At 50.4% G+C, this 25146-nt stretch carries 27 protein-coding genes and 1 tRNA gene; 23 read left to right on the forward strand and 5 right to left on the reverse strand.

Translation table 11 applies throughout. The features are described from left to right. Positions 1-258 precede the first annotated feature (258 nt). The 13 genes from rmuC to ACUUL3_RS00165 all read left to right on the forward strand — a co-directional run bounded on the left by rmuC (position 259) and on the right by ACUUL3_RS00165 (position 12320). Positions 259-1659 carry a DNA recombination protein RmuC gene (gene rmuC / locus ACUUL3_RS00105; protein WP_448553413.1) on the forward strand — a complete coding sequence of 467 codons (1401 nt, stop codon included), beginning with the start codon at positions 259-261 and terminating at the stop codon, positions 1657-1659. A gap of 147 nt (positions 1660-1806) precedes the next feature. After that, complete coding sequence (locus tag ACUUL3_RS00110; protein WP_448553415.1) at positions 1807-3015, forward strand: type I glyceraldehyde-3-phosphate dehydrogenase; 1209 nt, start codon at positions 1807-1809, stop codon at positions 3013-3015. Further along, a complete protein-coding gene (gene rimI, locus ACUUL3_RS00115; RefSeq protein WP_448553417.1) occupies positions 3015-3482 on the forward strand; it encodes a ribosomal protein S18-alanine N-acetyltransferase in 468 nt (155 codons plus the stop codon). The genes ACUUL3_RS00110 and rimI overlap by 1 nt, the downstream gene beginning before the upstream one ends. After that, entirely contained in the window at positions 3479-4663 is a 1185-nt protein-coding gene (locus ACUUL3_RS00120; RefSeq protein WP_448553419.1) for a phosphoglycerate kinase, read from the forward strand. The genes rimI and ACUUL3_RS00120 overlap by 4 nt, the downstream gene beginning before the upstream one ends. A 16-nt stretch (positions 4664-4679) precedes the next feature. Beyond that, positions 4680-5438, forward strand: a complete 759-nt coding sequence (tpiA, locus tag ACUUL3_RS00125; RefSeq protein ID WP_448553421.1) for a triose-phosphate isomerase — start codon at positions 4680-4682, stop codon at positions 5436-5438. 12 nt (positions 5439-5450) lie between these two features. Next, complete coding sequence (gene secG, locus ACUUL3_RS00130) at positions 5451-5819, forward strand: preprotein translocase subunit SecG (protein WP_448553423.1); 369 nt, start codon at positions 5451-5453, stop codon at positions 5817-5819. A 38-nt stretch (positions 5820-5857) separates the two neighbouring features. Next, positions 5858-5943 (forward strand) — tRNA-Leu (locus ACUUL3_RS00135). A 486-nt stretch (positions 5944-6429) separates the two neighbouring features. Further along, positions 6430-6825: a hypothetical protein gene (locus ACUUL3_RS00140; protein ID WP_448553425.1), complete on the forward strand. Its 396-nt coding sequence runs from the start codon at positions 6430-6432 to the stop codon at positions 6823-6825. Positions 6826-7030: 205 nt separating this feature from the next. Continuing rightward, positions 7031-7483 carry a DMT family transporter gene (locus ACUUL3_RS00145; RefSeq protein WP_423123987.1) on the forward strand — a complete coding sequence of 151 codons (453 nt, stop codon included), beginning with the start codon at positions 7031-7033 and terminating at the stop codon, positions 7481-7483. Positions 7484-7627: 144 nt separating this feature from the next. Next, positions 7628-10189, forward strand: a complete 2562-nt coding sequence (locus tag ACUUL3_RS00150; protein WP_448553428.1) for an AAA family ATPase — start codon at positions 7628-7630, stop codon at positions 10187-10189. A 127-nt stretch (positions 10190-10316) separates the two neighbouring features. Continuing rightward, entirely contained in the window at positions 10317-11096 is a 780-nt protein-coding gene (locus ACUUL3_RS00155; protein WP_448553430.1) for a class I SAM-dependent DNA methyltransferase, read from the forward strand. Positions 11097-11215: 119 nt separating this feature from the next. After that, a complete protein-coding gene (locus tag ACUUL3_RS00160) occupies positions 11216-11725 on the forward strand; it encodes a hypothetical protein (RefSeq protein WP_448553432.1) in 510 nt (169 codons plus the stop codon). A gap of 70 nt (positions 11726-11795) precedes the next feature. Further along, positions 11796-12320 (forward strand): MerR family transcriptional regulator, encoded by a 525-nt coding sequence (locus tag ACUUL3_RS00165; RefSeq protein WP_448553434.1) that lies wholly within the window; start codon positions 11796-11798, stop codon positions 12318-12320. A gap of 309 nt (positions 12321-12629) precedes the next feature. On the opposite strand, the gene ACUUL3_RS00170 is transcribed toward ACUUL3_RS00165, so the two are convergent. The 4 genes from ACUUL3_RS00170 to ACUUL3_RS00185 form a co-directional block, all read right to left on the reverse strand. Then, the gene (locus ACUUL3_RS00170; RefSeq protein WP_448553436.1) at positions 12630-13691 is read right to left on the reverse strand and encodes a transposase; all 1062 of its coding nucleotides are present in this window, start codon (positions 13689-13691) and stop codon (positions 12630-12632) included. Between the two features lie 110 nt (positions 13692-13801). Continuing rightward, positions 13802-14584 carry an IS21-like element helper ATPase IstB gene (gene istB / locus ACUUL3_RS00175; protein ID WP_448551597.1) on the reverse strand — a complete coding sequence of 261 codons (783 nt, stop codon included), beginning with the start codon at positions 14582-14584 and terminating at the stop codon, positions 13802-13804. Then, the gene (gene istA / locus ACUUL3_RS00180; protein ID WP_448556398.1) at positions 14572-15819 is read right to left on the reverse strand and encodes an IS21 family transposase; all 1248 of its coding nucleotides are present in this window, start codon (positions 15817-15819) and stop codon (positions 14572-14574) included. The genes istB and istA overlap by 13 nt, the downstream gene beginning before the upstream one ends. A 60-nt stretch (positions 15820-15879) precedes the next feature. Further along, the gene (locus ACUUL3_RS00185) at positions 15880-16209 is read right to left on the reverse strand and encodes a hypothetical protein (RefSeq protein WP_448553438.1); all 330 of its coding nucleotides are present in this window, start codon (positions 16207-16209) and stop codon (positions 15880-15882) included. Positions 16210-16394: 185 nt separating this feature from the next. On the opposite strand from ACUUL3_RS00185, the gene ACUUL3_RS00190 reads away from it, so the two are divergent. The 10 genes from ACUUL3_RS00190 (at position 16395) to ACUUL3_RS00235 (ending at position 23155) form a co-directional block, all read left to right on the forward strand. Then, positions 16395-17093 carry a dual OB domain-containing protein gene (locus ACUUL3_RS00190; protein ID WP_448553440.1) on the forward strand — a complete coding sequence of 233 codons (699 nt, stop codon included), beginning with the start codon at positions 16395-16397 and terminating at the stop codon, positions 17091-17093. A 66-nt stretch (positions 17094-17159) separates the two neighbouring features. Next, on the forward strand, positions 17160-17714 hold the full coding sequence (locus ACUUL3_RS00195) for a DUF488 domain-containing protein (protein ID WP_448553442.1): 555 nt from the start codon (positions 17160-17162) through the stop codon (positions 17712-17714). Then, positions 17711-18157 carry a DUF488 domain-containing protein gene (locus tag ACUUL3_RS00200; RefSeq protein ID WP_448556400.1) on the forward strand — a complete coding sequence of 149 codons (447 nt, stop codon included), beginning with the start codon at positions 17711-17713 and terminating at the stop codon, positions 18155-18157. The genes ACUUL3_RS00195 and ACUUL3_RS00200 overlap by 4 nt, the downstream gene beginning before the upstream one ends. Before the next feature lie 121 nt (positions 18158-18278). After that, positions 18279-19184, forward strand: a complete 906-nt coding sequence (locus ACUUL3_RS00205) for a hypothetical protein (protein WP_448553444.1) — start codon at positions 18279-18281, stop codon at positions 19182-19184. Positions 19185-19634: 450 nt separating this feature from the next. After that, entirely contained in the window at positions 19635-19910 is a 276-nt protein-coding gene (locus ACUUL3_RS00210) for a hypothetical protein (RefSeq protein ID WP_448553446.1), read from the forward strand. A 122-nt stretch (positions 19911-20032) separates the two neighbouring features. Further along, complete coding sequence (locus ACUUL3_RS00215) at positions 20033-20281, forward strand: superinfection immunity protein (RefSeq protein WP_448553448.1); 249 nt, start codon at positions 20033-20035, stop codon at positions 20279-20281. A gap of 85 nt (positions 20282-20366) precedes the next feature. Continuing rightward, the gene (locus tag ACUUL3_RS00220; protein ID WP_448553450.1) at positions 20367-21632 is read left to right on the forward strand and encodes a hypothetical protein; all 1266 of its coding nucleotides are present in this window, start codon (positions 20367-20369) and stop codon (positions 21630-21632) included. Positions 21633-21785: 153 nt separating this feature from the next. Continuing rightward, the gene (locus ACUUL3_RS00225) at positions 21786-22337 is read left to right on the forward strand and encodes a hypothetical protein (RefSeq protein WP_448553452.1); all 552 of its coding nucleotides are present in this window, start codon (positions 21786-21788) and stop codon (positions 22335-22337) included. A 190-nt stretch (positions 22338-22527) separates the two neighbouring features. Continuing rightward, the gene (locus tag ACUUL3_RS00230) at positions 22528-22623 is read left to right on the forward strand and encodes a hypothetical protein (protein WP_448556401.1); all 96 of its coding nucleotides are present in this window, start codon (positions 22528-22530) and stop codon (positions 22621-22623) included. A gap of 220 nt (positions 22624-22843) precedes the next feature. After that, positions 22844-23155, forward strand: a complete 312-nt coding sequence (locus ACUUL3_RS00235; protein ID WP_448553454.1) for a DUF2845 domain-containing protein — start codon at positions 22844-22846, stop codon at positions 23153-23155. Positions 23156-23254: 99 nt separating this feature from the next. On the opposite strand, the gene ltrA is transcribed toward ACUUL3_RS00235, so the two are convergent. Then, positions 23255-24604, reverse strand: coding sequence for a group II intron reverse transcriptase/maturase (ltrA, locus tag ACUUL3_RS00240; protein WP_448553455.1), 1350 nt, complete (start codon positions 24602-24604; stop codon positions 23255-23257). Positions 24605-25146: the final 542 nt, after the last annotated feature.

Raw genomic sequence — 25146 nt, forward strand, 5'->3', positions numbered from 1 at the left:
ATAAAAAAATAAAGGGCTCTCTTGGGAATGAGCCCCGTGGGTTCCCTGCGGTGCGGCTGCGTCTTTATCGGGTTGCGGATAAGAGCGGATTGATCATTTAATAAATAATTGTTTCCCGGGAAAAGTCAATATTGATAATGTCTACTATCCCGGGACGGGACGGGGGGGCTGTCATGATCCTGTTGGACAGGCGCCCTCTTTGCTGTTAGTCTCCGGCTTCCATGAATCCGTTTCCCGATCACTGTTCAGGGGGTGTCGATGGAAAGTGTCACGAATGTATTTCCCATGGGGCTCGCCTTGCTTGCCTTTGCCGCCGGGGCGCTGCTGGCCTGGATTGTTTCGGGCCGCCGCCGGGCGGCCGGGCTGGCCGCATGGCAGGCCGTGGCGGAAGAGCGTCTTGCCGGCCGCGCGGCGCAGCTTGCCGAGGCGCAACAGCGGCTGGCGGCCGGCAATGCCGAGCTTGTCGAGTTGCGCAGGGAGAACAGCGCGCTGGCCAGCAAAAATTCCGAGCTCGCCGCCACCCTGGCCGCGGAAAAGCGCCAGTTGCAGGAAAAACAGGCCCTGCTGCAGGAGGCGCGCCAGGAGCTGGCCAACGCCTTCAAGGCGCTTTCCGCGGATATCTTCCAGAGCAACAGCCAGCGCTTCCTGGAGCTGGCCCAGCAGACCCTCGCCAAGTTCCAGGAGCGGGGGCTTGCCGATCTGGAGGTCAAGAAACGTTCCATCCAGGAGCTGCTCAACCCCATGCGGGAGTCATTGCAGAAGGTGGACGCCCAGCTCAGGCTGGTGGAAAAGGAGCGGGGTGAAGCCTATGCCGGCCTCACGGAGCAGGTCAGATCCCTGGCCACCACCCAGGCCCGGCTCCACGGCGAGACCGCCAATCTGGTCAAGGCCCTGCGGCAGCCCACGGTGCGCGGGCGCTGGGGCGAGATCCAGCTGCGGCGGGTGGTGGAGATGGCCGGGATGGTTGAGCACTGTGATTTCGTCGAGCAGGAGTCCGCGGCCGGGGAAGAAGGGGGCCGCCTGCGGCCGGATCTGGTGGTGCGGCTGCCGGGAGGCAAGAATATCGTCGTGGATTCCAAGGCCGCGCTTTCCGCCTATCTGGAGGCCATGCAGGCGGAAAGCGACGAGGCGCGCCTCGCCCGTCTCCAGGAACATGCCCGGCAGGTACGCACCCATCTGGGCCGGCTCGCCGGCAAGTCCTACTGGGAGCAGTTTCAGCCTTCGCCCGAGTTCGTGGTGCTTTTCCTGCCCGGCGAGAATTTTTTCAGCGCCGCCCTGGAGCAGGATCCGGAGCTGATCGAGGCCGGCGTGGCCCAGCGGGTCATCCTGGCCACCCCCACCACCCTCATCGCCCTTCTCCGCGCTGTCTCCTATGGCTGGCGGCAGGAGAGAATCGCCGAGCACGCCCAGGTGATCGGCGAACTGGGCCGTACCCTCCACGACCGCCTGGGGGTTCTCGCCGGCCATTTCGGCGATATGCGCAAGGGGCTTGAAAGGGCGGTGGAGTCCTATAACCGGGCGATGGGCTCCTTCGAGGGCCGCGTCCTCGTCACGGCCCGCAAGTTCCAGGAGCTAGACCCCGGGCTCGGCAAGGAGATTCCGGCGGCATCGCCCCTGGAAAAAGTTCCGCGGCCCCTGGCGGAGGAAGGGACGCCATAGGCCGTTCCACCTCTGCCGGAGGCGAAGCGGCCGCGCGGGGCGGTAAAGTTTTCCTTGCTTGGAGATGCCCCCTTTCGTATAATCAGCGGAATTATGTCCGCAATGATTTTGCCTGTTTACTAAAAGCGCAAAGGGAGATTTTTACAAATGAAATTAGGCATTAACGGGCTGGGGAGAATCGGAAAGCTTTCGCTCTGGCATCATGTTTCCCGTAAACATTTTTCTGAAATCGTCGTCAACGTTGGCCGTCAGATCGGCACCGGGCTGCAGGACATCGCCGCCTGCATCGACCGGGACAGCACCTATGGCCGACTCGGCATGTACCTGCACGGCTGCAAGGCCGGCCGGGTGATCGAGGATCTCGATGAAGCCGCCGGCACCATGACCATCAACGGCGTGCCGGTGAAGATCCTGCGCGAATCGAGAAATCCCGGCGGCATCAAGTGGAAGGAAAACGAGGTGCGTCTGGTCGTGGATACCACCGGCGTCTTCACCGACCCCACCGCCGATGCCGACAATCCCAAGGGTGCGCTGCGCGGCCATATCCAGGCCGGCGCCGAAAAGGTGCTTCTTTCCGCGCCCTTCAAGATCAAGACCAAGGGGCTCGAAATGCCGGCGGACGCCGTCACCACCGTGATGGGGATCAACGACGGCGATTTCAATCCCGGCCAGCACGCCCTGGTTTCCGCTGCCTCCTGCACCACCACCTGCCTCTCCTTCATGATCAAGCCCCTGCTTGACCATTTCGGGGCGGACCGCTTCCTGAGCGCCTCCATGGTGACCGTGCATGCCGCCACCGGCAGTCAGCAGGTTCTGGACCGCCTGCCCAATGCCGGGGCCACCGACCTCAGGAAAAACCGCAGCATCTTCAACAATATCATTCTGACCTCCACCGGCGCGGCCCGGGCCCTGCCCCTGGTCATCCCGGAGATGAAGAAGATCGGCTTCATCGCCGAGTCGGTGCGGATTCCCACCAACACCGGCTCGCTGATCATCCTGGTGCTGAACCTGCAGGACGAGGATATCGAAAAGCCGATCAAGCGCGATCTCATCAATTCCATTTACCGGGATTATGCCCAGAACAGCCGGTACCTGGAGTACACCGACCAGCAGCACGTTTCCAGCGACATCATCGGCATGCCCTTTGCCGCAGCGGTGATCGAGGGAACCGAAACCCATACCCGCACGGCCAATCTCAGCGTCAGTCTGGCCCACCTGGGCTGCAGCGGTGGGCCGGCCAAGCTGGAAGTGCCGGTGACCCAGGCCGTTGTTTACGGCTGGTACGACAATGAGCTGGGCAGCTATACCAATGTTCTCGGTGACCGGACCGTTTCCATTGCCGAGCAGATGATTTAGTGGCGGCCGCCTGTTCGCCCAGGCCGATGTCGGCCGCGGACCTTGCCCAGGTTGCGGCCATCGAGGAGGAAAATCCTTCCCCCTGGAGCCTGGCCCAGCTGGCCGACGAGCTGGCGCGGGACGGCGGCTGGCAGTTCGTGGCCGTTGCCGCCGGCCGGCCCGGCCCGGTGTGCGGCTTTGTCTGCGGCAGGCTGGTGGCCGGGGAGGCGGAGCTTTTCCGGATCGCCGTCCGCCAAAAAGACCGGCGCCGGGGGATCGCTTCGCTGCTTCTTGCCCACAGTATCGATTATTTGGCGGCCCGGGGTGGGCAGCGGCTCTTTCTCGAGCTGCGCTCGGCCAACCGGGCGGCAAAGGCCTTGTATGAAAAAGCCGGATTCCGGCAGGTGGGCATGCGGAGGAATTACTACGCCTCCCCGCCGGACCACGCGCTCATTATGGAAAAAGTGATAGGGGAGAGTGTCGCTTGAAAAATATCAGAGACCTTGACATCAAAGGAAAGAAACTGCTCATCCGCGTGGACTTCAACGTGCCCCTGGACGAGCAGCAGAACATCACCGACGACACCAGGATCCGTGGCGTTCTGCCCACGCTCAACTACGCCCTGGACGAAAACGCCAAGATCATCATCTGCTCGCACCTCGGCCGGCCCAAGGGCAGCCGCAAGCCGGAATTCAGCCTGGCCCCCGCGGCCAAGCGCCTCTCGCGGCTGCTGAACAAGGAGGTCAGGCTGGCTCCGGACTGCATCGGCGAGGAGACCCGGGCCATGGTCGAGGCCATGGAGCCGGGCAGCGTGGTGCTCCTGGAAAACCTGCGCTTCCACGCGGAAGAGCAGCAGAACGACGAGGGCTTTGCCAGCCAGCTCGCCAGCCTCTGCGATATCTACATCAACGATGCCTTTGCCGTGGCGCACCGGGCCCATGCCTCGGTGGTGGGAGTGACCCAGTTCGTCGAGCAGTGCGCCGCCGGCTTTCTCCTGCAGAAAGAGATGGATTACTTCCACCGTTCGGTCAGCAATCCCATGCGGCCTTTGGCCGCCATTGTCGGCGGCGCCAAGGTCTCCAGCAAACTCGGCGCCCTGCACAACCTGATGGACCGGGTGGACAAGATGATCATCGGCGGCGCCATGGCCAATACCTTTTTGAAGAGCATCGGCTATGACATGGGGCAGTCCAAGGTGGAAGACGAGCTGCTCGATACCGCCAGGGAGCTGATCAACAAGGCAAAACGCCTGGGGGTCAAGCTCTATCTGCCGGTGGACTGCATCGTGGCCGACAGGTTCGAGGCCCGGGCCGAAACCAAGCGGGTGCCGGTGCAGGAGGTGCCCCGGGACTGGATGGTGCTCGATATCGGTCCCGCCACCACCGTGCTTTTTTCCGAGGCCCTGGAGGATGCGAAAACCATCATCTGGAACGGTCCCATGGGCGCCTTCGAGATGGACGCCTTTTCCCGGGGGACCATGGCCATGGTCCAGCGCCTGGCCCATTCCCACGCCCTGACCATCGTCGGCGGCGGCGATACCGATGTGGCCGTGCACAAGGCGGGAGAATCCAACAACATCTCCTACATTTCCACCGGCGGCGGCGCGTTTCTCATGTTGATGGAGGGCAAGAAACTTCCCGGGGTCGAGGCCCTGGAAGCAAAAGAATAGCAAAGGAGCCTCGCTCATGCAGCGCAAACCCCTGATTGCCGGCAACTGGAAAATGCACACCACCCTGGCCGAGGCGCGCGGTCTGGCCGCGGCCGTGGTCGCGGCCAGCAGCGACCTGAGCGACCGGGAGGTGATGGTGGCTCCCCCCTTCACGGCCCTGGCCGCGGTGGGCGAGGTGCTGCGCGGGTCGGCGGTGAAGCTCGCGGCCCAGAACCTCTGCTGGGAGGAGCAGGGCGCCTTTACCGGCGAGATCTCGGCGCGGATGCTCCTCGATGCCGGCGGCAGCATGGCGATCATCGGTCATTCCGAGCGGCGCCACCTCTTCGCCGAAACCGACGCCCTTATCAATAAAAGGGTGGCCGGCTGCCTGCGCTTCGGGGTCACCCCGGTGCTCTGCATCGGCGAAACCCTGGCCGAGCGGGAAGCCGGCCAGACCATGGCGGTGCTCGAACGCCAGGTGCGGGCGGGACTGGCCGGGATCACCATCGCCGATCTCGCCAATCTGGTGCTCGCCTACGAGCCGGTCTGGGCCATCGGCACCGGCAGGACGGCCACGGAGGAACAGGCCCAGGAAGCCCATGAATTCGTGAGAAATCTGCTGAGTGATATGTATGAGAAAAGTATTGCCTGCCAAATGAGAATATTGTATGGTGGCAGCGTCAATTCTGGGAATGTGGACAATCTCCTGCGCCAGAAGGATATCGACGGCGCCCTGGTGGGCGGCGCAGCCCTCAAGGCCGATACCTTTTCGCGCATCATTCATTTCCAGAGCTAATGGAATAAGAAGATGGAAACCCTGCTGACCGTAATCCATATCATTGTTTGCCTCTTCCTGATCGTGATCGTGCTTCTCCAGCACGGGAAGGGCGCGAACATGGGCGCCGCCTTCGGTGGCGCGAGCCAGACGGTTTTCGGGACCGACGGCCCGGTGCCGCTCCTGAACAAGATCACCACCGGGGCGGCGATCATCTTCATGCTGACCTCGATTCTGCTCGCCTATTATTCAACCAATATGGGCGACGGCTCGGTGATGAAGGAGGTCACTCCGGCGGCCGGCGAGCAGAAAAGCGCACCGGCACCGGCCATCCCGCTGCCGCCGGCCGCGAACGATGTACCCCTTGGCGAGCAACAGCAGGCGCCGGCCAAGAGCGAGTAAGACCCTGCCAGGGGTTTGTGGGAAGAATATACGATTGTGCCGAAGTGGTGGAATTGGTAGACACGCTATCTTGAGGGGGTAGTAGGCTACGCCTGTGCGGGTTCGAGTCCCGCCTTCGGCACCAGCACATAATCCGATGCAACCCATCGGAGGAAAAAGGCCCTGAGAAATCAGGGCCTTTTTTTTGTGGCGCATCCGGCCCGACTCCCAAAAAAAATAGCTCCCGAATTCCCCTGTCTCGTCCCCAGTCAACCGCCTTTCGATATTTTTTCCGTAATGAATAAACCTGCCGGGACGAATTGGGGGCGGGGCCTGGCAAGCAAGTTTGTTTGCCGCTATCGTCTCCTCATTATACGACTGTTACGATTGGAATTCCCCGGGGCTGAAACCGTTCAACAGCAAAGCCGATTCCGGTGTCAATGATCACCCGACAGGAGCAGGGCTGGTCTGGATAAACTGAACAGGGGGGGCCGTGGAAGAACCGCGCCAATCTGTTAACATTGACGAAACAGGCAGGAGCAGGACATGGTAAAAAAGAACCCGTAGAAATCACTGGGCGGCCTTCACGGCGAAAGTGGCGAGAGAGGAGGTCAGGGACGCCGAGCAGACCATGACGGAATTAGCGCAACGTTTTGATGTGCATCCGAACCAGATCACGGACAGGAAGAAGCAGTTGCCGGAGAATGCCACGGAGCTTTTCGAGAAGGAAACGAAGGTGAAAAAGGGGGCGGGCGAGGAGATTTTGCACGCCAAAATCTGCCAACCCGCCATGGAAAACGATTTTTTGTACCAAGCGACGGAGTATTCAATTCGCAATGGTCTGGACATGGCTTTCACTGTCCGGACTCAGCCCGGATTTTTCACAAAAGGCAAGGGAGTTGGAGGCCCAGCGGATGAAATAGGGAAGCTGTTTTTTCTGGACAGCCGCCTATCCGTAAGATACCCTTCGAAATCATGCAGCGAGGTCATGGATAATTTTCCGGCGAGATTATCTAGCGCTAGATAATGATAAATATGTATCGTTATCTAGCGTCGGTGCGAGATAATAATAAAATTGGCTGCATTTTGTTGCAAGAAAAGTTGTTAGGCAGGCGAGAACGTCACAAAATCTCGCGCTAGATAATAATATAGTTATGCCGAACTTAAAAGATAAGATACAAATGTGTTCACAAGGTCATTTAGCAACAAACAATTAATGTGGAGGCAGACGTTTGTTAACCTTACAGAATATCTCACTTATGTTAATTGCACTATTTGCAGGAGCAAGCTTTGTAATCCAGCAGGCAGTCAATTCAAATCTTCGTTTTGAAATTGGATCACCTTGGTGGGCTGGATTCTTTAGCTATCTTGGCGGCACAATCGTTATGCTCATTATGATTTTTTTGATGCGAGATCCAATTGTGACTGCCAACCTGACTTTACGTAGCTCATTATGGTCATGGACAGGAGGTCTGTTTGGAGCCATTTACATAGCTATTTCGATCCTGCTATTACCCCGACTGGGTATCTTCACCGTTGTCGCATTAATAGTAGTTGGCCAGTTAATAACATCAGTCGCATTTGACCATTTCGGCGTTATGAATGTGCCAATTCAACCCATAACTATTACACGAGGAATTGGCGCAGGATTTCTTTTAATCGGAGCAATATTGATTCGGTGGTAAATTTTATCCAGGCGATTATGTATAAAGAAATTAGGCATAACAAACGGCTGCACACGGAAAATCTGGCCTACGGCCAGTTTTCCGGTGAGCCTTCTCGTTCGATGAACAAAAATAAGGAACTCATACAAAGGAATAGCCTGGCTTATGTCCAATAAAATGGAATATTTGTCCAATTGGTTTTCTGAGCGCCCTCAGTGGCTCCAGATCGCAGCAACGCGGCTACTTCAACAGTCTGAGTTAACTGAAGAAGACATCTCTGAGCTTACAACCTTGTGCCAACAGGAAGCTGACGGCAAGTTGTCGAAATCGACTTGCTCCATTCCAGCGTCCGCATTCTCCGCCGGTGCTGCCGGCAACTTGCGTTTATGTTCAATCAGTGATGTTGAAGGAGTGAACGCCCTTTCTCCGAAAAAGCCACTTGAGTTTGGTAAAGGCAATATAACGATTGTTTATGGTAACAACGGGTCAGGTAAATCCGGCTACGTCAGACTTCTCAAGCATGTATGCGGTGCCCGCGAGATGGGTACCCTGCACAATAATGTTTATGAGCCCGGTTCCGCTGTACAGAAGGCCTGTATTTCGTTTGAGCAGAACGGCATCTTGAAGAGTCATACTTGGTCAGGGCAAGGTGTCTGCGATGACCTTAATAGTGTTGATATTTACGACACCTCGTTTGGCAAGGTCTTTGTCAGTAGCGAGGACGAGGTGAGCTACGAGCCACCTGTATTATCGTTTTTCAGTTCGCTTATCCTCACATGTGAAAAGTTGGCCTCGGCGTTAGACGCCGAGGCCAACCGGCATCAGTCCAAAAAGCCGAATATACCGGATGACAAGAAAGTTACTCCGGAAGGCATTTGGTATGAATCTATCAATGCCAAGACCTCTGCCAAGGACATCGACAAACATTGCATATTTAGCAGCAGTGATGACACTGAGATCCAAACGCTACTGCAGCGCCTAGCCGAACAGGCACCGTCCGAAAAAGCTAAGCAACTCAGGAAGCAGAAGCAACATATCGACACTCTGGTCCAGGATACCAAAAAGTTTATGGAGCAATTGTCGGACGAGAATTTTCGGAGGATCATTGCTGCCAGAAAGAAGTCGATTCTCAAGAAAGCAGCGGCAGATGCCGCAGCGCACAAGGTGTTCTCCGACAGCGAGCTTGAAGGCATCGGGTCTGACATATGGAAAGCCCTTTGGGAGGCAGCCCGGAACTACTCTGTATCGGCTGCCTACAAAGAAGTTGAGTACCCGAATGTTTCTGACGGTTCCCGTTGTGTCCTGTGCCATCAAACCTTGACCGAGGAGGCCAAGGAGCGATTGATTTCCTTCGAAAATTTCGTGAAGGGTGAAATGCAAAAAGCCGCATCAGATGCAGCCAAAGCATATGAAACCGCCAGTCAAACTATCGAGGCGTTACCAACTTCGGAAACATTGAAGGCTCGTATCGATGCGACAAGCATTTCACATGATGAATTTGCCAGCCAAGTAAATGATTTCTTTGCTCAATTGCAGAGCAGGAAAGACCAACTCCCTAAGATCGATTCCGAAGAATCCATTCCCGATTCTTTGCTCTCACCGAAATGGATCGAAAAAGCAAATGCTCATTCAAAGAGCCTTGATGAACTCGCGGCCAAATATGAAGAAGATGCCAAAAGCGACAACCGAGAGGAGATCAAAAAAAAGCTGAACAGCCTACAGGCCAGAAAATGGTTGTCTGAACACCGCGTCGCCATTAATGAAGAAGTCAGCCGTTTGAAGTTGCTGAACCAAATCCAGAAAGCCAAGAAGTCGACCAACACAAAAGCCCTGTCCCAGAAAAAAGGAGAACTGGCAGAAGTGTTGATTACTGATGAGTTTGTGCAGAGATTTAACTCAGAAATCAAGGCGTTCGGTGCGTCTCAAGTGAAGGTTGAGCTAGTTAAATCAAAAGTCTCCAAAGGCCGGGTCCTCCATAAGCTCCAGCTTCGAGGTGCCTCTCAGAAAGGCCTCGCCGATGTCCTGAGTGAGGGGGAAAATCGAATTGTTTCCATTGCGGCATTTTTGGCCGACGTAACGGGCAAGGGAAATCAGGCTCCTTTTATCTTCGACGATCCAATATCATCGCTTGACCAGAGCTATGAAGAGGCCGTGGTTCAAAGACTGATAGAATTGTCTCAGGAAAAACAAATTATTGTCTTTACTCACCGCCTGTCTTTGCTGGGAACTGTCAGGCATTTTGCTGAAAAGAAGTCAATAAAGCCTGATGTGATTAGCGTTCGCTCTGCTGACTGGGGTACCGGAGAGCCAGCTCCCATTCCACTTTCACAGAGTGACATCAAAACTGCCCTTAACACGCTCATGAATCAAAGATACCAGGACGCAAAGAAGGCGAGTGAAAACGGCGAATTCGAACTTGCCGAAATCTTGCTGAAGTCTATATGCAGCGATTTCAGAACATTGGTGGAGCGGTCTATCGAAAATGACCTGCTTTGCGGGGTGGTTCAACGATTTCAGCGCCCAGTACAAACGTTGAAGCTCAAGAATTTAGCTAAGTTACGGGGGGAGGATTGCAACCTCCTTGATTCACTCATGACAAAATATTCTGGTTTTGAACACTCACAGCCAGCGGAAGCACCTGTTGAACTGCCGAAGCCAGACGATATTCTGACAGATATGACTTCTCTGAAAAATTGGCGTGAAGAATACGCGAAGCGAGAAGTGTGAATTGAAAATACATCGAACAATTTCATTGAGTTGACCGGGTAAACGTCTGCGGCGCTAGTCGCGAAAAACATCATTGGCCCGGCAACTCATGAATAGCGTTAGATTTCAAAAGTACACGGAGAAGTTGGTGAACCTTTTTCAAGAATATGAAAAACAACAGAAATGGAGAGAATGGGAACGCTATCTTCAGTTCATACCGATGAGTCAAGATGATTCAGTTATTGATCTTGGTTGCTCTGTTGGCGGCATGTCACGTCTTTTTTCGCGCCGTGTTAAAAATGTCTTGGGAATTGATATGAACCAGGAATTCATTGATTTCTGTGAGTCGAGTAAAAATAGCAATGAAGCTTTTATATGTGCTGATTTTCTAAGTTTTGATACCCTGCCAGTCGAATCGGTAAACGGAATTTGGAGTAGCTTTTCCCTTTCATACCTTCGCAATCCACTCGACTTTTTAACTTCAATATATTCGTCGATGAATCAAGGAGGTTGGATAGCACTGCTTGATGTCTCATGCTTCGTTTCCGGAAATCTCGAAAAAAATAGTAAGTACTATGAAAGAGTGAGGCACTTTGAACTGGAATCATACAAATCCGGCATTTATGACTTCAATTTTGGTGCGAAGATGCAAGGCTTGTTGCAAAGTGCCGGATTCGAAATAGTTCATGTTGACAATGATGTTACTGACCCTGAGTTAAATTTCACTGGCGCAGCACCCAAGGAAATTATCGAAGGTTGGTCGGCAAGGCTCAATAGAATGCAAAGATTAAAAGAAGAGTTGGGAGCAGAATACGCTGAATTTTGCAAAGAGCTCCTTTCTGGTCTTGGCTCTGAGCAACACGAAAAACGAGAGAATGTGAAATTCATCGTAGCTAAAAAACTAACGCTTCAATCAGACGTCCACTAACGCCTCGGCTGATTGAAGGCGTTAGTTTTTATGCGGTTGACCTGTCTATAGCTTCATAGTTTATGGTTGTTTTTTCACGGCATACAGTCGTGAACAACCAAAACCAGGAGCTTAAGCGTATGAAGATCGTTAAACCAGTACGAAAAACGCATACTTGCACACAAATGTGGGAGGGAACAAGAGATCAAGTGTTTCCGTTGCTGTGTCCAGTTAAGGAAAAAGACTGGGCCCCGGATTGGGATCCGAAACTGGTAGTTTCAAACTCTGGCGTTATGGAGCAAGAGTGTCTTTTTGTCGAAGAAGATACCCCAAATGACGCGATATGGGTTGTGTCTAAGCACGATCCGGTTAACTTCGAAGTAGCAATGTACCGAATTGTCCCTGGGGTCATCGTTGGTCGGTTTGCAATAACCCTCGATAGCGAGGAAGGAAAGATGACAAGCGCCAGTGTTTCATACGAGCAAACCGCCATTGGTAGAGATGGAGAGAAAATCGTTAATGAATTTACAGCTGATAGTTTTGCTAAATTCATGGATGAATTTACACTTGCCATTAACCACTATCTTACTACTGGTAAAATGATTGAAGGCAATGAGCTAATTAAGCAGGAAGCAAAAATTCATCACTAGCGTTGCCAATCTTAGAAGGCTCGGTTAGCTATGATGGCTAACCGAGCTCCGCAATGACAGGTGTGCACCAATGTATACAATAGGACAAGTTGCCAAAAAGTATTCCATTTCGCGAAGCACGTTACTTTATTACGACTCAATAGGATTGCTCTCGCCGAGTGGCCGGAGCAGCTCTAACTATAGGCTCTATTCTGAAAGTGACTTGGTAAGAATGGGCAAAATATCACAGTTTCGTGAAACCGGAATGTCTTTGGAGTCCATTGCTCATATCCTTGAGAAGGATGACAACAAAATATGTGCCGCTCTCGAAACTCGTTTATTTAAGATTAACGAAGATATCCAAAAGTTGAGACAACAACAGAAAATCATTGTTCAAGCGCTGAACAGTAAAAGTCTTACAAAACATACTAGAATAATGACCAAGGAAAGGTGGGTGTCTTTGTTAAGGGCGACAGGACTAAATGATACCGACATGGAGAAATGGCACGTCGAATTCGAAAAAATCTCACCCGAAGCCCATCAGGATTTTCTTGAGTCACTTGGAATTAATGAAGAAGAAATCATCTCAATACGTAAGCAGGCAAGTAATGGATGAGCTGAAATCTAACAATCACATACCTTTAGGCGTTAAAAGTCAAGGCTCTCCTGTAAAGATGAAAAAAATGCAATAGGCGATCCTTTAAGTCCAATGAAATCCGTTCGCGACTGGCAATCCTACCAAGCTTCGGTCCTGGCCCAATCAGGGGGCGGGACGGCCATACTTTATCGGCCATGTCGGGAACTCCCGGCCCGAGTGACGGATTGTGCACCTGATGATTCCCTAAAGGATCACCAGCGAATTGCGGTCATCTCCGGGCCGGGGTTCACCGGACTTTGTCTTTCTTTCTTGTCTTGTTCTGCGCGCTCAGGCGGCCTCGGCCATTTGCAGGCATCTGCTCTTGCAGTTGAAAAAACGCTGTTCGTCAAACTTTTCTCCGGATCGGTACCAGCCGTAGAGTTTCTTGAGCATCTGGCGGGCAATTACCGTCATCGCCTTGTTGCCCGGCATTTTGGTCACATCCTTCTTCTTGTGGTACACCTCGCCGTAAAGTTGCCCTTTTCTGACCAGCGGCAAGGCGATTGCCTGCAGCACCTTCCTGAGCAAGCGCCTGCCCTTTTTGCTGATCTTGTTCTGCCCCTGGAAGGTGCCGCTCTGTCTGGTCTTGAGGTTCAGCCCTGCATAGCGCATCAATTTCCGCCAGTTCTCGAAGTCGGAGAGTGGGCCGGTTTCTCCGAGAAAGCGGGCCAGATTCTTCTCCGAAATCACCTGCGGAGTCGGCGGCGGGATGTTGGGGTCCTTTTCCCGCAGTCGCGCCAGGATATCCAGCATTTGCCCGGTGATTTCCTCCTTCCGGTCCACCTGCTGGAAGTAGTTTGCCAAAAGATCGTAGAGATGGTCTTCCAGAACAGCAACGTATCCGCTCGGCATCTCGTTCAGGGTCGAACTGGCCGCATCGTCCCAAAGGCGCTTGAGGGTTTCCTCTCTGATGCGCGGTGCCTTTTTCTTCATCTTCCCGGCAAAAACCGCAAATCCGTCTTCCACGATCCGGTATGGGTTGCAGCCATACTGCTCAACCAAGGCCAGGCCGGAGTTGCTGTAGAGAAAGTCCTTTTGAAACGAATAATCGCAGAACAGCTCGACCAGCAGCTTGGCGATCCGGCAGCGCAGGCTGGTAATGGTCACGTCGCATTCATCGTATATTTTATGGAGTTTTCTGAGCATCAGATACTCCTCGCCGATCAGCCGGTATTTGATCACCTTATTGAGCTTGGCCAGGGTGCCGATAACGCGCGGGTCTTTTTTGTCGGTCTTGTTGCTGTCATTGCTTTCAACCACCCGGAATTTGGCGACCGACTCGGCATTGACGAAACAGGTGAAGAATCCCAAGCTGTCAATACAGAAGTAAAAGTGTACCAGTTTCGGCAAAGTAAAAGTGTACCACCTGTGAGGGAAAGAGGTCTGCGAAGACGCCAGCGGAGTTTGTCGCCCAAAGCGTTCATCGAAGCGGTCTCTCCCAGCCGCTGCAAATGGTTCGGTTACATGGGTTGATTTTCTGCCAGTGTTTCACCTTGTTCTTTGATAGTTGATTTTGTGATCGAGTGGCCCCGCAGCCGGTAGCTGTGGCCCTTGATGTTGACCACTCGGCAGTGGTGAAGGAGCCGGTCGAGGATTGCGGTGGCTATCACCGGATCTCCGAAAAATTCCTGCCAGTCCCCGAAGCTCTTGTTGGAGGTTATTATGGTGGAGCTTCTCTCGTAGCGGTGCGAGATGAATTGGAAGAAGAGGTAGGCTTCCTGGGGATTGACCGAGAGGTAGCCGACCTCATCCACCACAACCAGGCTGGAGCTGAGATACGCTTTATGCTTGGACTGTCCGCTTTCCTTGAGTTTTCTGATCAGGGTTTCCATGGTTGTGAAGTAGACCTTGAAACCATGATGGCAGGCCTTGATGGCAAGGGCCGTTGCCAGGTGGGTCTTGCCGACCCCGGGCGGGCCGAGAAAGACGACGTTTTCGTGCTTGGTAATGAAATCAAGCTCGAAAAGCTCCATGACCGCCTTCTTGTCCAGGTTGGGATGGAAGGAGAAGTCGTACTCATCGATGGTCTTGGCGCTGGGGAGGCCGGCGGTTTTCATGGCGGTCTGCACTCGCCGGGTGTCCTTGGCCGCCACCTCCTCTTCCAGCAGGTGATCAAGAAAGGCCAGATACGAGCTCTTGTTCCCCTCGGCATCTTGGACGATGGCGTCAAGCACCTCTGCGGCCCGGCTCAGCTTGAGGCGTTGCAGGTTGTCCTGGAGACGTTCACTGGTCAGTTGTTCCATGCGACACCCCCCTGTGCAAACAGGTCATACTCGGCCAGGGGGCGCTGCTCGACTTGCGGATAGAGGCTGCCGGAGGTGAGTCCCCTGGTGGCCTTGCCCTTGCCTTTGCCATATTTGCGGGTGAGCTGTTGCTGATCGCGGCGGAGTTGGTCGTAGAACAGGCGGTTGCCGACAAACTCGTGCTTTCCGCCTGCCTCCTGGTAGCTGACCAGGAAGTCGTGATCGTGGAAGATGGCGATGACGCCGTGCTTGATCTTGAGCAGCACTCTTTTGCCCACCACCCGGTGAGGGACAAGATAGCGGTTGGTGTTGTAGGAGATCTGACAGTCCTTGTAGACCTTGCGATACACCTTGATGGAGGTGTCGTAGTCGGTGGGCGGCAGTTTCCCGAGCAAGGAGCTTTCCTGCTGCCAGCGATCGCAAACCGGCCGATGATGGGTGCCATGGACTCGACGGTTGGCGGTTTCGTCAAGCCAACGGCGCATGTCCCGATTGAGGGCCTGGAGGGTGGTGAAGGTGTAGCCCCGCCAGAAACGCTCCCGGATATAGTCCATGGGGCGTTCCACCTTGCCCTTTACCCATGGGCTATAGGGAGGGCAGGCCTTGGCTGCGAAGCCGTAGTGATGGGCGAAATGGAGGAATTCCTTGTTGAAATTCGCCTTCCCCTCACTGCGGTCGACCACCACGTTCTTCATGTTGTCGTACAGGATCTCCGCCGGCACCCCGCCAAGGTAACGGAAGGCGTTGATGTGGCAGTCCATGAAGGCTTCCATGGTGCAGCGCTCGACGTACTCCACATACATGGCGCGGGAAAAGCCGAGGAGCATGGAAAAGGCATGGACCGTGGTGGTGGTGCCGTCTGGTTCGACAATCTGATAGTCGCCGAAATCAACCTGGGCCTGCAGGCCAGGCTCGGTCTCGAATCTGATATAGGCCAGACGGGTTTGTTGCTCCTTGAGAGGGCGAACGAAATCCCGCACGGTTTCGTAGCTGCCGACATAGCCCATTTTCCTGAGTCGGTCAAAGATCCAGGTTGCTTGGTAGTCGTCCTGCTCGACATAGTCCTTGATGATCTGGCGGAAGGGGTCAAGAACAGAAGGCCGGCGCTTTTTCGTGTGGTATTGGGGCAATGTGGTTGCCGCGAGATGATTTTTGACAGTCTGCCGGTGAATGCCGAGCTTCTTAGCAATGGCCCGGATACTCAGGCCGTCACGTCGCAATGAGTGAATGTCCATAAAAACCTCCAACGTAATCATGGGAATCACCTCCTTGCGAAGAAGGTAATCTCCCTTGGGTTAGGTTGCAGGTGGTACACTTTTCATTGCCATTTTTGGTACATTTTTACATTGCCAGTGACACAAGCGCCTGGCGGTGCGAAAGAGGCTGTTCTGATACTGCCCCGTGGGTTCGCAGATAACGCGCAGGGTCTGTCTGCCGTTTTCCTTGGCGATATCGTGATAGCGGCGCAAGCGCTTTTCAATAACGGCGGTGCGATTGCGGCATTCGTCGGAAAATTCCCGGCCATCGATTTCAAAGAAAAAACAAAGGGTGTCCTTGTGGACGTCCACGGCAACATCGACAACGTTATTGAGGTTGATTTTCTGGGCAGTAAGGGTAACTTTCATAATGGCTTCTCCTTTTGTGGCTTGGATAGTACCGGTTGTGAGCGACAACCCTCATATTGTACATCCGACTCTCAAGGAGAAGCCTTTCTCTTTGCTGCCTAATAGTATGTCCAACCGACCGCAAAAGCGCCGCTTCGCTCTGCTTTTGCGGTCGGTTGATGTGAAGCGTTCGGCAGGAGATAATTATGGAAATAATCATTACAGATCTTACAAGGTTTAAGCGGTCTGATATTGTTTGTATCGCTGGGATAAATCCAGAAACAAATGAATGCGTTAGACCTTTGCCATACATAGCTACAAATGATTGCCGGAGGTTGAATATCCTTCCTGGGGCCAAATTGGAAGGCAATTTCGTTAATAGACCTTGCTCTGCTCCTCACACCGAGGATAAAAGCTATGAAGGACAACTTACTTTTAATGGTCCATGTACTACCGAGGAATTTAAGGCAATATTAAAAGCAACCGAAAGCCCAAGTGTGCAGGCAGGTTTTTCCGTTCCAATTCCATTTGGGCAAAAATACATACCTATCAACACTCCTCCCCAGAAGTCTATTGTTACTATTTCGGTCAATCCGCAACAACTCAGCGTAGTGCCCGATTCTTTTAATCCAGGGAAAATCAAAATAATATTTACTGATAATGCAGGTGATGAATTCCGCTATCTATCAATTACAGACTTAGGATTTTACAATTACGCAGAGAAAAACACAGGAGACAATTTCGCAAATCTTAACACTTTCATTCATTCTCAATCTGAAGTGTTTATTAGGGTTGGGCTGAGTCGAGAATTTGAAGCTCCTGATGGAAGAAATGGGTTTTGGTTACAAGCAAATGGGATCTATTTATTCCCTGAATATCTTGAAGCAATAAGGTGTTATTCGTAATATTGTTTAACCATGAGCTCCGAATTATTCACAATAGGCTATTCTCCCCACATACTAGAGTCGTTCTTGCGTGTATTAAAAAAACACAAAATTTCGGCTGTAGCTGATGTCCGGTCTTCGCCGTATAGTCAATTCAAGCCAGAATTCAATAAAGATCAACTATCAGAATTTCTCAATAAACATGGAATTGCTTATGTTTTTTTGGGAGACCTTTGTGGGGCACGAGTCGAAGACCCATCTTGTTATGTTAATGGGAAAGTAGACTATACGCTTGTGGCAGCAAATCTGAAATTCAAGGAAGGCTTGAAAAGAATAATTAATGGCATAGAGAAGTATCGTATAGCTCTTATGTGCGCAGAAAAAGACCCAATTACATGCCATAGAACTATTTTGATTTGTCGGAATCTGGCAGATAAAGGGATCAATATTAAACATATTATGAGTAACGGGAGAACCGAAGACCACAAAGATAGTGAACAGAGGTTACTTAAACTTTTTGGTCTAAACCATCCAGACATGTTTCGTAGCGAGCAGCAAAGGCTGAATGATGCATACATACGACAAGGTGAAAAAATTGCGTACGAAACTGCTGAACCGTCATCCGAATACAAGGACGCATAATGTCAAAAATAACCCTGTATACAATTGGATTCACAAAAAAAAGCGCGAAGGTATTCTTCTCAAAATTACGCAACGCTGGTGTTACTAAGCTCATCGACATCCGGCTAAACAATGTTTCGCAACTAGCCGGTTTTGCCAAAAGAGATGACCTAATCTATTTCTTAAAAGAGCTTTGCGATTGTGGCTATAAGCATATGCCAGATTTTGCACCAACAAAGGAAATCCTTGATGCATACAAGAAGAAGCAAATTGATTGGGAGGAGTATGTCCGACGGTTTAGCAAACTAATTAATGAGCGTAAAATCGAGAATAAAATAACAGCTGAAGAACTTAATAATGCATGTTTTTTGTGCAGCGAACCTACCCCTGAAAACTGTCATCGCCGTTTGGTGAGCGAATATTTAAAAGATCAATTTGGTGGCATTGAAATTAAGCATCTATAGGAATTGCCGAACAATTTCATTGAGTTGACCGGGTTAACGTCTGCGGCGCTAAGCGCGCTAAACTTCAGTGGCCCGGCAACTCATGAATGGCGTTAGAAGTCAAAAAAATAAGGAGTAATCAATGAAAATTACCTACTACAAGTACTACTTTAAGCATAAAAAACTTCACATACAAAATGACATACGCCCTTTTCTTAACGCCTTTGCCGAAATAAAATCTATAAAATTCAAAAACTCATTTACGGCAACAGGAGGAGACAGTCTTTTTCTTTTCCATGTTGGCGGGAATATATATCTTTTTGTAATTATAAAAGATAACGAAATAGTTAAGGCGATCAACTCAAACAAGCTATCCCACAAAGACATTCACGAGAAATTAGAAAAAGATGAAAGATTAGGTTTTGCTTCATATGTTTATGTAGAAAAAAATTATTACGGAATTGCTAGTACTTTTTTTGGTCCAAAAAATACTTACTGGACTGACTTTATTAATGATATAATACAACGACTTAATATAAATAATTGCTATTTAGAGTCTTCTCCATTCCCAACGTCCGCTACCAGAAACGAAATAATGGATTTAAGCTTCAAGGGATCAACTTATATTCAAATAAACAAAAAGAGTAAAATTTGGAGCCAAATGGCAAAATTGCTGTGTATTGGTGATGACGTAAATAGAATATCTATACAATTTAAACCTGAACCAAGAAGAGAAATGTCTTTGTCAAATGACAACATTGCAAAAAATTTACAAGACGACGGACTTGAAAAATATATAGTAAAAGGAAAGCAAACTCTACAGGATGCAATAACAGATTTTTACATTGTCGGCTCTGGTCATATTTCTGACTCAATTATTGCGTCTGGTGAAGTTGATATTTGCAATGCAATTAACGAAAAAGTAAGAAGAAATCAGGGCCTCAAGAGCGCTGTCAAGGATTATACAGATGACGACTCATACAGCAAACGTAATATTGAAATTATTGCTAACTATCATAACCTTGATAATTGGCTATCTCATTTTTAAAATACTTCCATTTCTATCTGGAGGGCAGAAATTATTCTCTCACGTAGAAACAGTATCTAATATTGTATCGACATTTAGCGTTTTACTTATGGGCTTTCTGTCTACAATCATTGTTATAATCTCAGGAGTTAAAGATAGCTTCTTTTTTAGAAGGTACAAAGAGTCGGGAAGTTTAGGGACTTTTCTTTATTATTATTTCTTCACAATTCTGTCGTTGCTAATTACCCACATTTTAGCTGTTGCCTCAATGTCTGGATATTTTTTGTTTAAGGTGATGCTATCTTCAATGGCAATGAATGTATTGCAAATTGTTTTTCTTAGCTTATTGACATACAGAATATCCACAAAGGAATAGACTTCTAACAAGTCAATCAAGTGGAAAACTAGGCCTGCGGCCTATTTTCCACTTATTTCGGTCGTTCGGCATCAAAACAAATAAGGAGATAACCAATGCCAAAATCCACAATGAAAGATTATTACAAAGCAGATTATGACCTTTGCGTTACCACCGGAAAGCTGAAATACTCTCTGAATCGCTTCGGCGACCACATTGCAAAAAGAGAAAAATACAAAGAACTTAAAGGCATTGATGCCGTTCATTTTTATCTTATCCAAAAATATCATTGGCTCCCGTCTCAGGTTAGAAGCATGAGCGATGATGATTTGCGATTTGTTCTGACCGAAGAAATGCAAGGCTGGACTTTGCCAAAAGATACGATCTTCTGACTTCGACGGCGGTTTCAGCTTGTATCTTTAAAAGCTCAGATTCTAATTTTAGTATTTTTGCTCGTAGTTCTCTAGGATCGTTTGTTTTCATTTTTTTCACCAATCAAGCCAGGGGATAATCCATGTTTTTACTTGAGAATTTCCTAAACATGATCAACTCATTATGGAGTTTAGGTTTTCAGTTGTTGTTTATTGCAGCCATATATCTAATTCCTGTTTTCATAGCTTTTTCCAGAAAACTTGTAAAAAGAACAACACTTACTTTTGTAACCATCTTTCTTGGGTGGACATTTATCGCATGGGTTGCCTGCATTGCATGGGCAATATTGGGCAAAAAATCAAATAGCCAAATTGCCGAACAAACGGTTTGAGAGGGACGCGGTGAACGTCGGCGGCGCTGAAGCGGCAAGCTCTTTGGCCGCGCCCCTCAACCGAAGCGTTATGAAGTGAGAAAATATGAGAAACCGAGACAGAGATTATCTTTTCGCTGATTTTGATTTGTCAGACTCACTCAGGTCAAATCAATCAAAAATCCAAGAGCAAGTTGATAGCGTCAATAAGGATCAATTTCTTGCAACACCTTATGAGGAGATTATTGAATACCTCGTAAGTCAAAACACTATTGAACCTATTACTCTATACGAAGACAGAATAACTGCGTCAGAACCTTCAGAATGCCAGGTAGACGTTTCTGGTGACCCACGTAGATTTATCAGAGACACTAGCCGTCCCTGCTATATAGCAGGCCATGAAATATCCATAGAGATTCCCTTCACAGGCGACCACAACTTGCTAAGGGCCAAAACAAGTACTTGGAGTTCTGTCTTCCCAACAGGCCAAATCAGGCAAGGTCGAGATGGGGTCGGGAAGATCGTCATGGTGTTTCGGCAACCTCACGATGCCGATCCAAATCAAATAAAATCATCTTTTGAGAGCAACCTTAAGACTATCAAAGATTTTCTCGGTTGGTCTAAAACACAAGTTGACGCATATAACCAGTCTCTTCCACAATTGGTTAAGCAAGCAGTTGATTTCAGGAGGGAAAAATTAAAAAAGCAAAATTCTCTTACCGATGTTCTTGGAATCCCTTTGAAGCCTAAAACTGGTTCACCAAGCTTTGAACCAATAAAGGTAACGAAAAAAATAACAAAACCCCTTCCACCTCCACCAAAAGGAGGTTTCAAGGCTGAGCCGGGAATAACGGACACTGATTATGAAAATATCATCAAGTTAATAAGACATGGCGGAATTAGTTTTGAGAAAACCCCAAAAACCTTTGCCGTGCATGACGAGGAAGAACTCAGGGACATTATCTTGTCGCAACTGAATGCGGTATATGAAGGTGAAGCCAAGGGGGAAACTTTCAACAAGTCTGGAAAGACCGATATTTTAATTTCAGAAGAAGGTCGTTCTGCTTTCATTGCAGAATGTAAAATATGGCGTGGGCAAAAAAGTTTTTCAGAAGCCATAGATCAATTGTTGAGCTACTTGACATGGCGAGACTGCAAAACAGCATTAATTGTATTTAACAAAAACAATAAGAGTTTCAGTCAAATATTGGAGTTAGTTGACAGCACCGTGGCCGCTCATCCAAACTACATATCAAAAGTCGGGCAAAAAGATGCCAATGAGTGGCTTTATAAAATGCGGGCAAAAGATGACGAAACTAGAACAGTCAAAATGAATGTGATATTTTTCAATCTATACTGTCCAACATCTTGAAAATAAAAGAAAATTCATAACAATCGGCTCAACCTGACCGCGAGAACGTCGGCGGCGCTGACGCGGTCAGGTTAGGTGGCGCGGTCAGGTTAGCCGCAGCGTTGTGCAGGAAACATTAACCAATAAAAATAAATTCAGGGAAGGAGACAAATCATGAGGAGTTTATGGGCGGTCATCGTAGTGGCACTTTTTATTTCTGGATGTTCTACCTATGCGGCTAATAGGTATTCAATTTCCGTTGACAATGTGACAGCACTCAAAACGTTGACTGGTACGCAATTAAATGTTGGCCAATTTACTGCTACAAAACCAGGCTTAACCGAGATAATGTGCCGAGGTGTTGGTCCTATTAAGACTCCAGATGGTGAAACATTTGAAAATTACATCAGGAAAGCGTTCATAGATGAATTGAAATTAGCAGAGTTATATTCTGAAAATTCATCAGTTACTCTCACTGGCAACTTGGACAATATAGATTTTTCATCTAATTCTGGAACATGGAATCTGGCAGCTACAATAAAGTCAACCAACGGAAAAGTTATTACAGTTTCTGAAAACTATTCTTATACAACAAGTTTTTATGGTGAAACAGCATGTAATCAAACTGCACAGGCGTTAATGCCTGCTGTCCAAGATTTAATTTCCAAAATTATTAGGCACCAAGAGTTCTCAACACTTGTTGAGGCTCGGCAGGCAAGCAAATAGTTAAAATTGCACGACAAAATAATTCAGCGGACGGCGAGAGCGGTGGCGGCGCTACGCGGCAAGTTCATTGGCGCCGTCCGCTGATTATAAGGGGGTTAGGGACGGACTTTGTTTGATAAGTTAATCTGCCATTAAGCTATTAAATTTACTCCGTCCCCTATCGCCGTCCCCTATCGCCGTCCGGTTTACCCTGCGAGGCCGAGACAAGGTCAACAGCCAGTGGAACCTGTTCTGTGTTGTCCATAACCTGAAAAAGATCCACCGATTCGGCGAAGGGTTTGCGTAGAAGCAGAAATTAGAAAAAGGCAGCCCTGAACAGGGCAAAAAAGAACATGAAAGCGACGTAAACGAGTCACGAACTGAATAGCCGGGAATAGAAAACCGGATTGCGGCTGCAAGGGATTTTCAAAAATGAGACCTTCCCGGCGACGCCAGGTTTCGCAAAAACGGCTTTTTCTACAGACTCGTTGGGCTGAATATCAAAATAAACTAAAAAAGGGAATTCCATGAAAACACCCGTCATCATCACCCTCATTGCCATGCTTGTCTCTCCAGTGGTAGTAGACGCTAAAATTTTGGAAGTAATGAGCTGCAAAGGAGGAAGGGTTGAAATCGGAGATACTACATACTCTGTTTTTAAAAAATGTGGTGAACCTGCATACAAAGAAACTATTAGTGCTGAAGAATGCGAGAAAATAGAAAGATGGTATTATGACTGCAAGAGAAGAGGATATATCGACTTATTGGAATTCAAATCAGGAATTTTGGTGGATAGATCGCGCGGCGAGGATTCTCACGGGGTACAAGAATGCAAATAAATATAAAAATGAATATGCCCAATCGGGTAAGGAGGAGGTTCTCCCTCCCCCTCCCCACACCACCTAGCAAGCGGGTCCGCACTAGGCGGTTCCCAAGAGTTACCGGGCCGTAGCCGGGCTATTTCCAGTCCCCCCTTGAGGGGGATAATGGATTCTCACCCACAGGTCTTTCACCGACAACAGACCTTGATCCTTCAGCCATTTGTTGGTCATCCCCGATTGGGTCGCCAGGGTTTTGGCGAGTCTGTATGGCCCCTTGCGGCTCAGGCCGATGGAGATGGCCAGCCGCAGGTTGGTGCCGAGCCTTGTCAATTCGCGGACCTTGGTTCGGCACCTCCGCCATTGCTTGATGTAGCACATGCGCAGCCGCCTTCGCAGCCAGTGATCTAGTTCCGGTATCGGCCGGTAATACTTGACGATCCCGAAATAGCCCATCCAGCCGCGAAGGTATTCCGCCAGTTTGGCGTAACGGTATGCCATGGAGACTCCCCAACTCCGACCGGTCAGCTTCCGCACCCGCCGCTTGAACTCGGCGAAGGCTTTGTCCGACCAGCGAATGGCGGCACCCTTGAAGGTAAAACCGAGGAAGGTGATCCCGTCGGTCGGGGCCACCTTGCTCTTCTCCCGGTTGATCGAGAGCTTGAGCCGTTTGTCGAGGAAGCGGCAGATGCTCGCCATTACCCGCTCTCCCGCCCGCCGACTTTTCACCAACACGACAAAGTCGTCGGCGTAACGGGCAAAGCGGTGCCCCCGCTTTTCCAGCTCTTTGTCCAGATCATCCAGAAGGATGTTGGCCAGCAGCGGCGACAACGGACCGCCTTGGGGCACCCCTTTGCGAGTGCTCTGAAGGCGGCCGTCGATCACCACCCCGGCCCGCAGATACTTGCCGATCAAGTGCAGAACCCGCTTGTCGCGGATTCTCCGGCCGACCCGACACATCAGGGCGTCATGGTCCACAGTGTCGAAAAACTTCGACAGGTCGGCGTCCACGGCCACGCGATACCCCTTGCAGATATGGTCGCGCACCCGGTAGACGGCGTCGTGGGCCGAACGCCCCGGCCGGAAGCCGAAGCTAGCCTCCGAAAAGTGCGGGTCGAAGATCGGCAGCAGCACCTGCGCCACGGCCTGTTGGATCAGCCGGTCGAGAACGGTTGGGATACCCAGCGGACGGCTGCCGCCCGTGGGTTTTGGTATTTCCACCCGTTTGACCGGCGAGGGATGATAGGAACCCGCCAGAAGCGAAGACCGGATCGTTTCCCAATGCTCACGGGCAAAGGCCATGAAATCGGAGATGGGCATATCATCTATGCCCGGCGCTCCCTTGTTGGCCTTCACCCGTTCCCATGCCTTGAGCATGTTCTCTCGGGACAATATCCGTTCCAGCAGGTCCTGTTTGGGAGCCGGTTTCCCGCCAACGCGCCGGCCAGCCGCTTCCCCGGTCAGGTTCATTGCGGTGGACGAGCTTGACAGGCCTTCTCCCTTCTCTGGGTTCGGTCCTTCGTTCGCGGGAGGCGAACTACTATGACCTCTGCTGACTCCTGCCCGATCTTCCTCCGTGTTGCCACCAAGGACGCTGTCCAGTGTCAACTGGACCGCCTGCCGGGCAGGCCTCCCCGGATAAGTTCGTGATCTTTCGCTACACAACCGCGGCATTTACCCTATCTCCGCAAACCCTGGGCTTCGTCATGTTGTGCTGACTTACCCGGAAACTGGGCCTTATATGCCATTTCTGTTCGTCGGCTCATAGCTTTGCACTCCGGCTTCCTTCAGACGAGCCCTCGCGAGATCGCCCTTGCCTTCGGCTAGTACTTTCGCTACCATCACATGATAGCAGCAGGGTTCAGGTACAGGGGACTTGCACCCCATAAGATCACGCCCATGCCGGGCGTACACCAGTCAGTGGAGGGGACGCGGTGATCTTCTGGTTGCTAAGGTCCTTGTCCTTTGCCGCGCCCCTCACTTCCACCGTTGAGCCTGTAGAAAAACTCAAC

This window comes from Thiovibrio sp. JS02 (assembly GCF_053485635.1).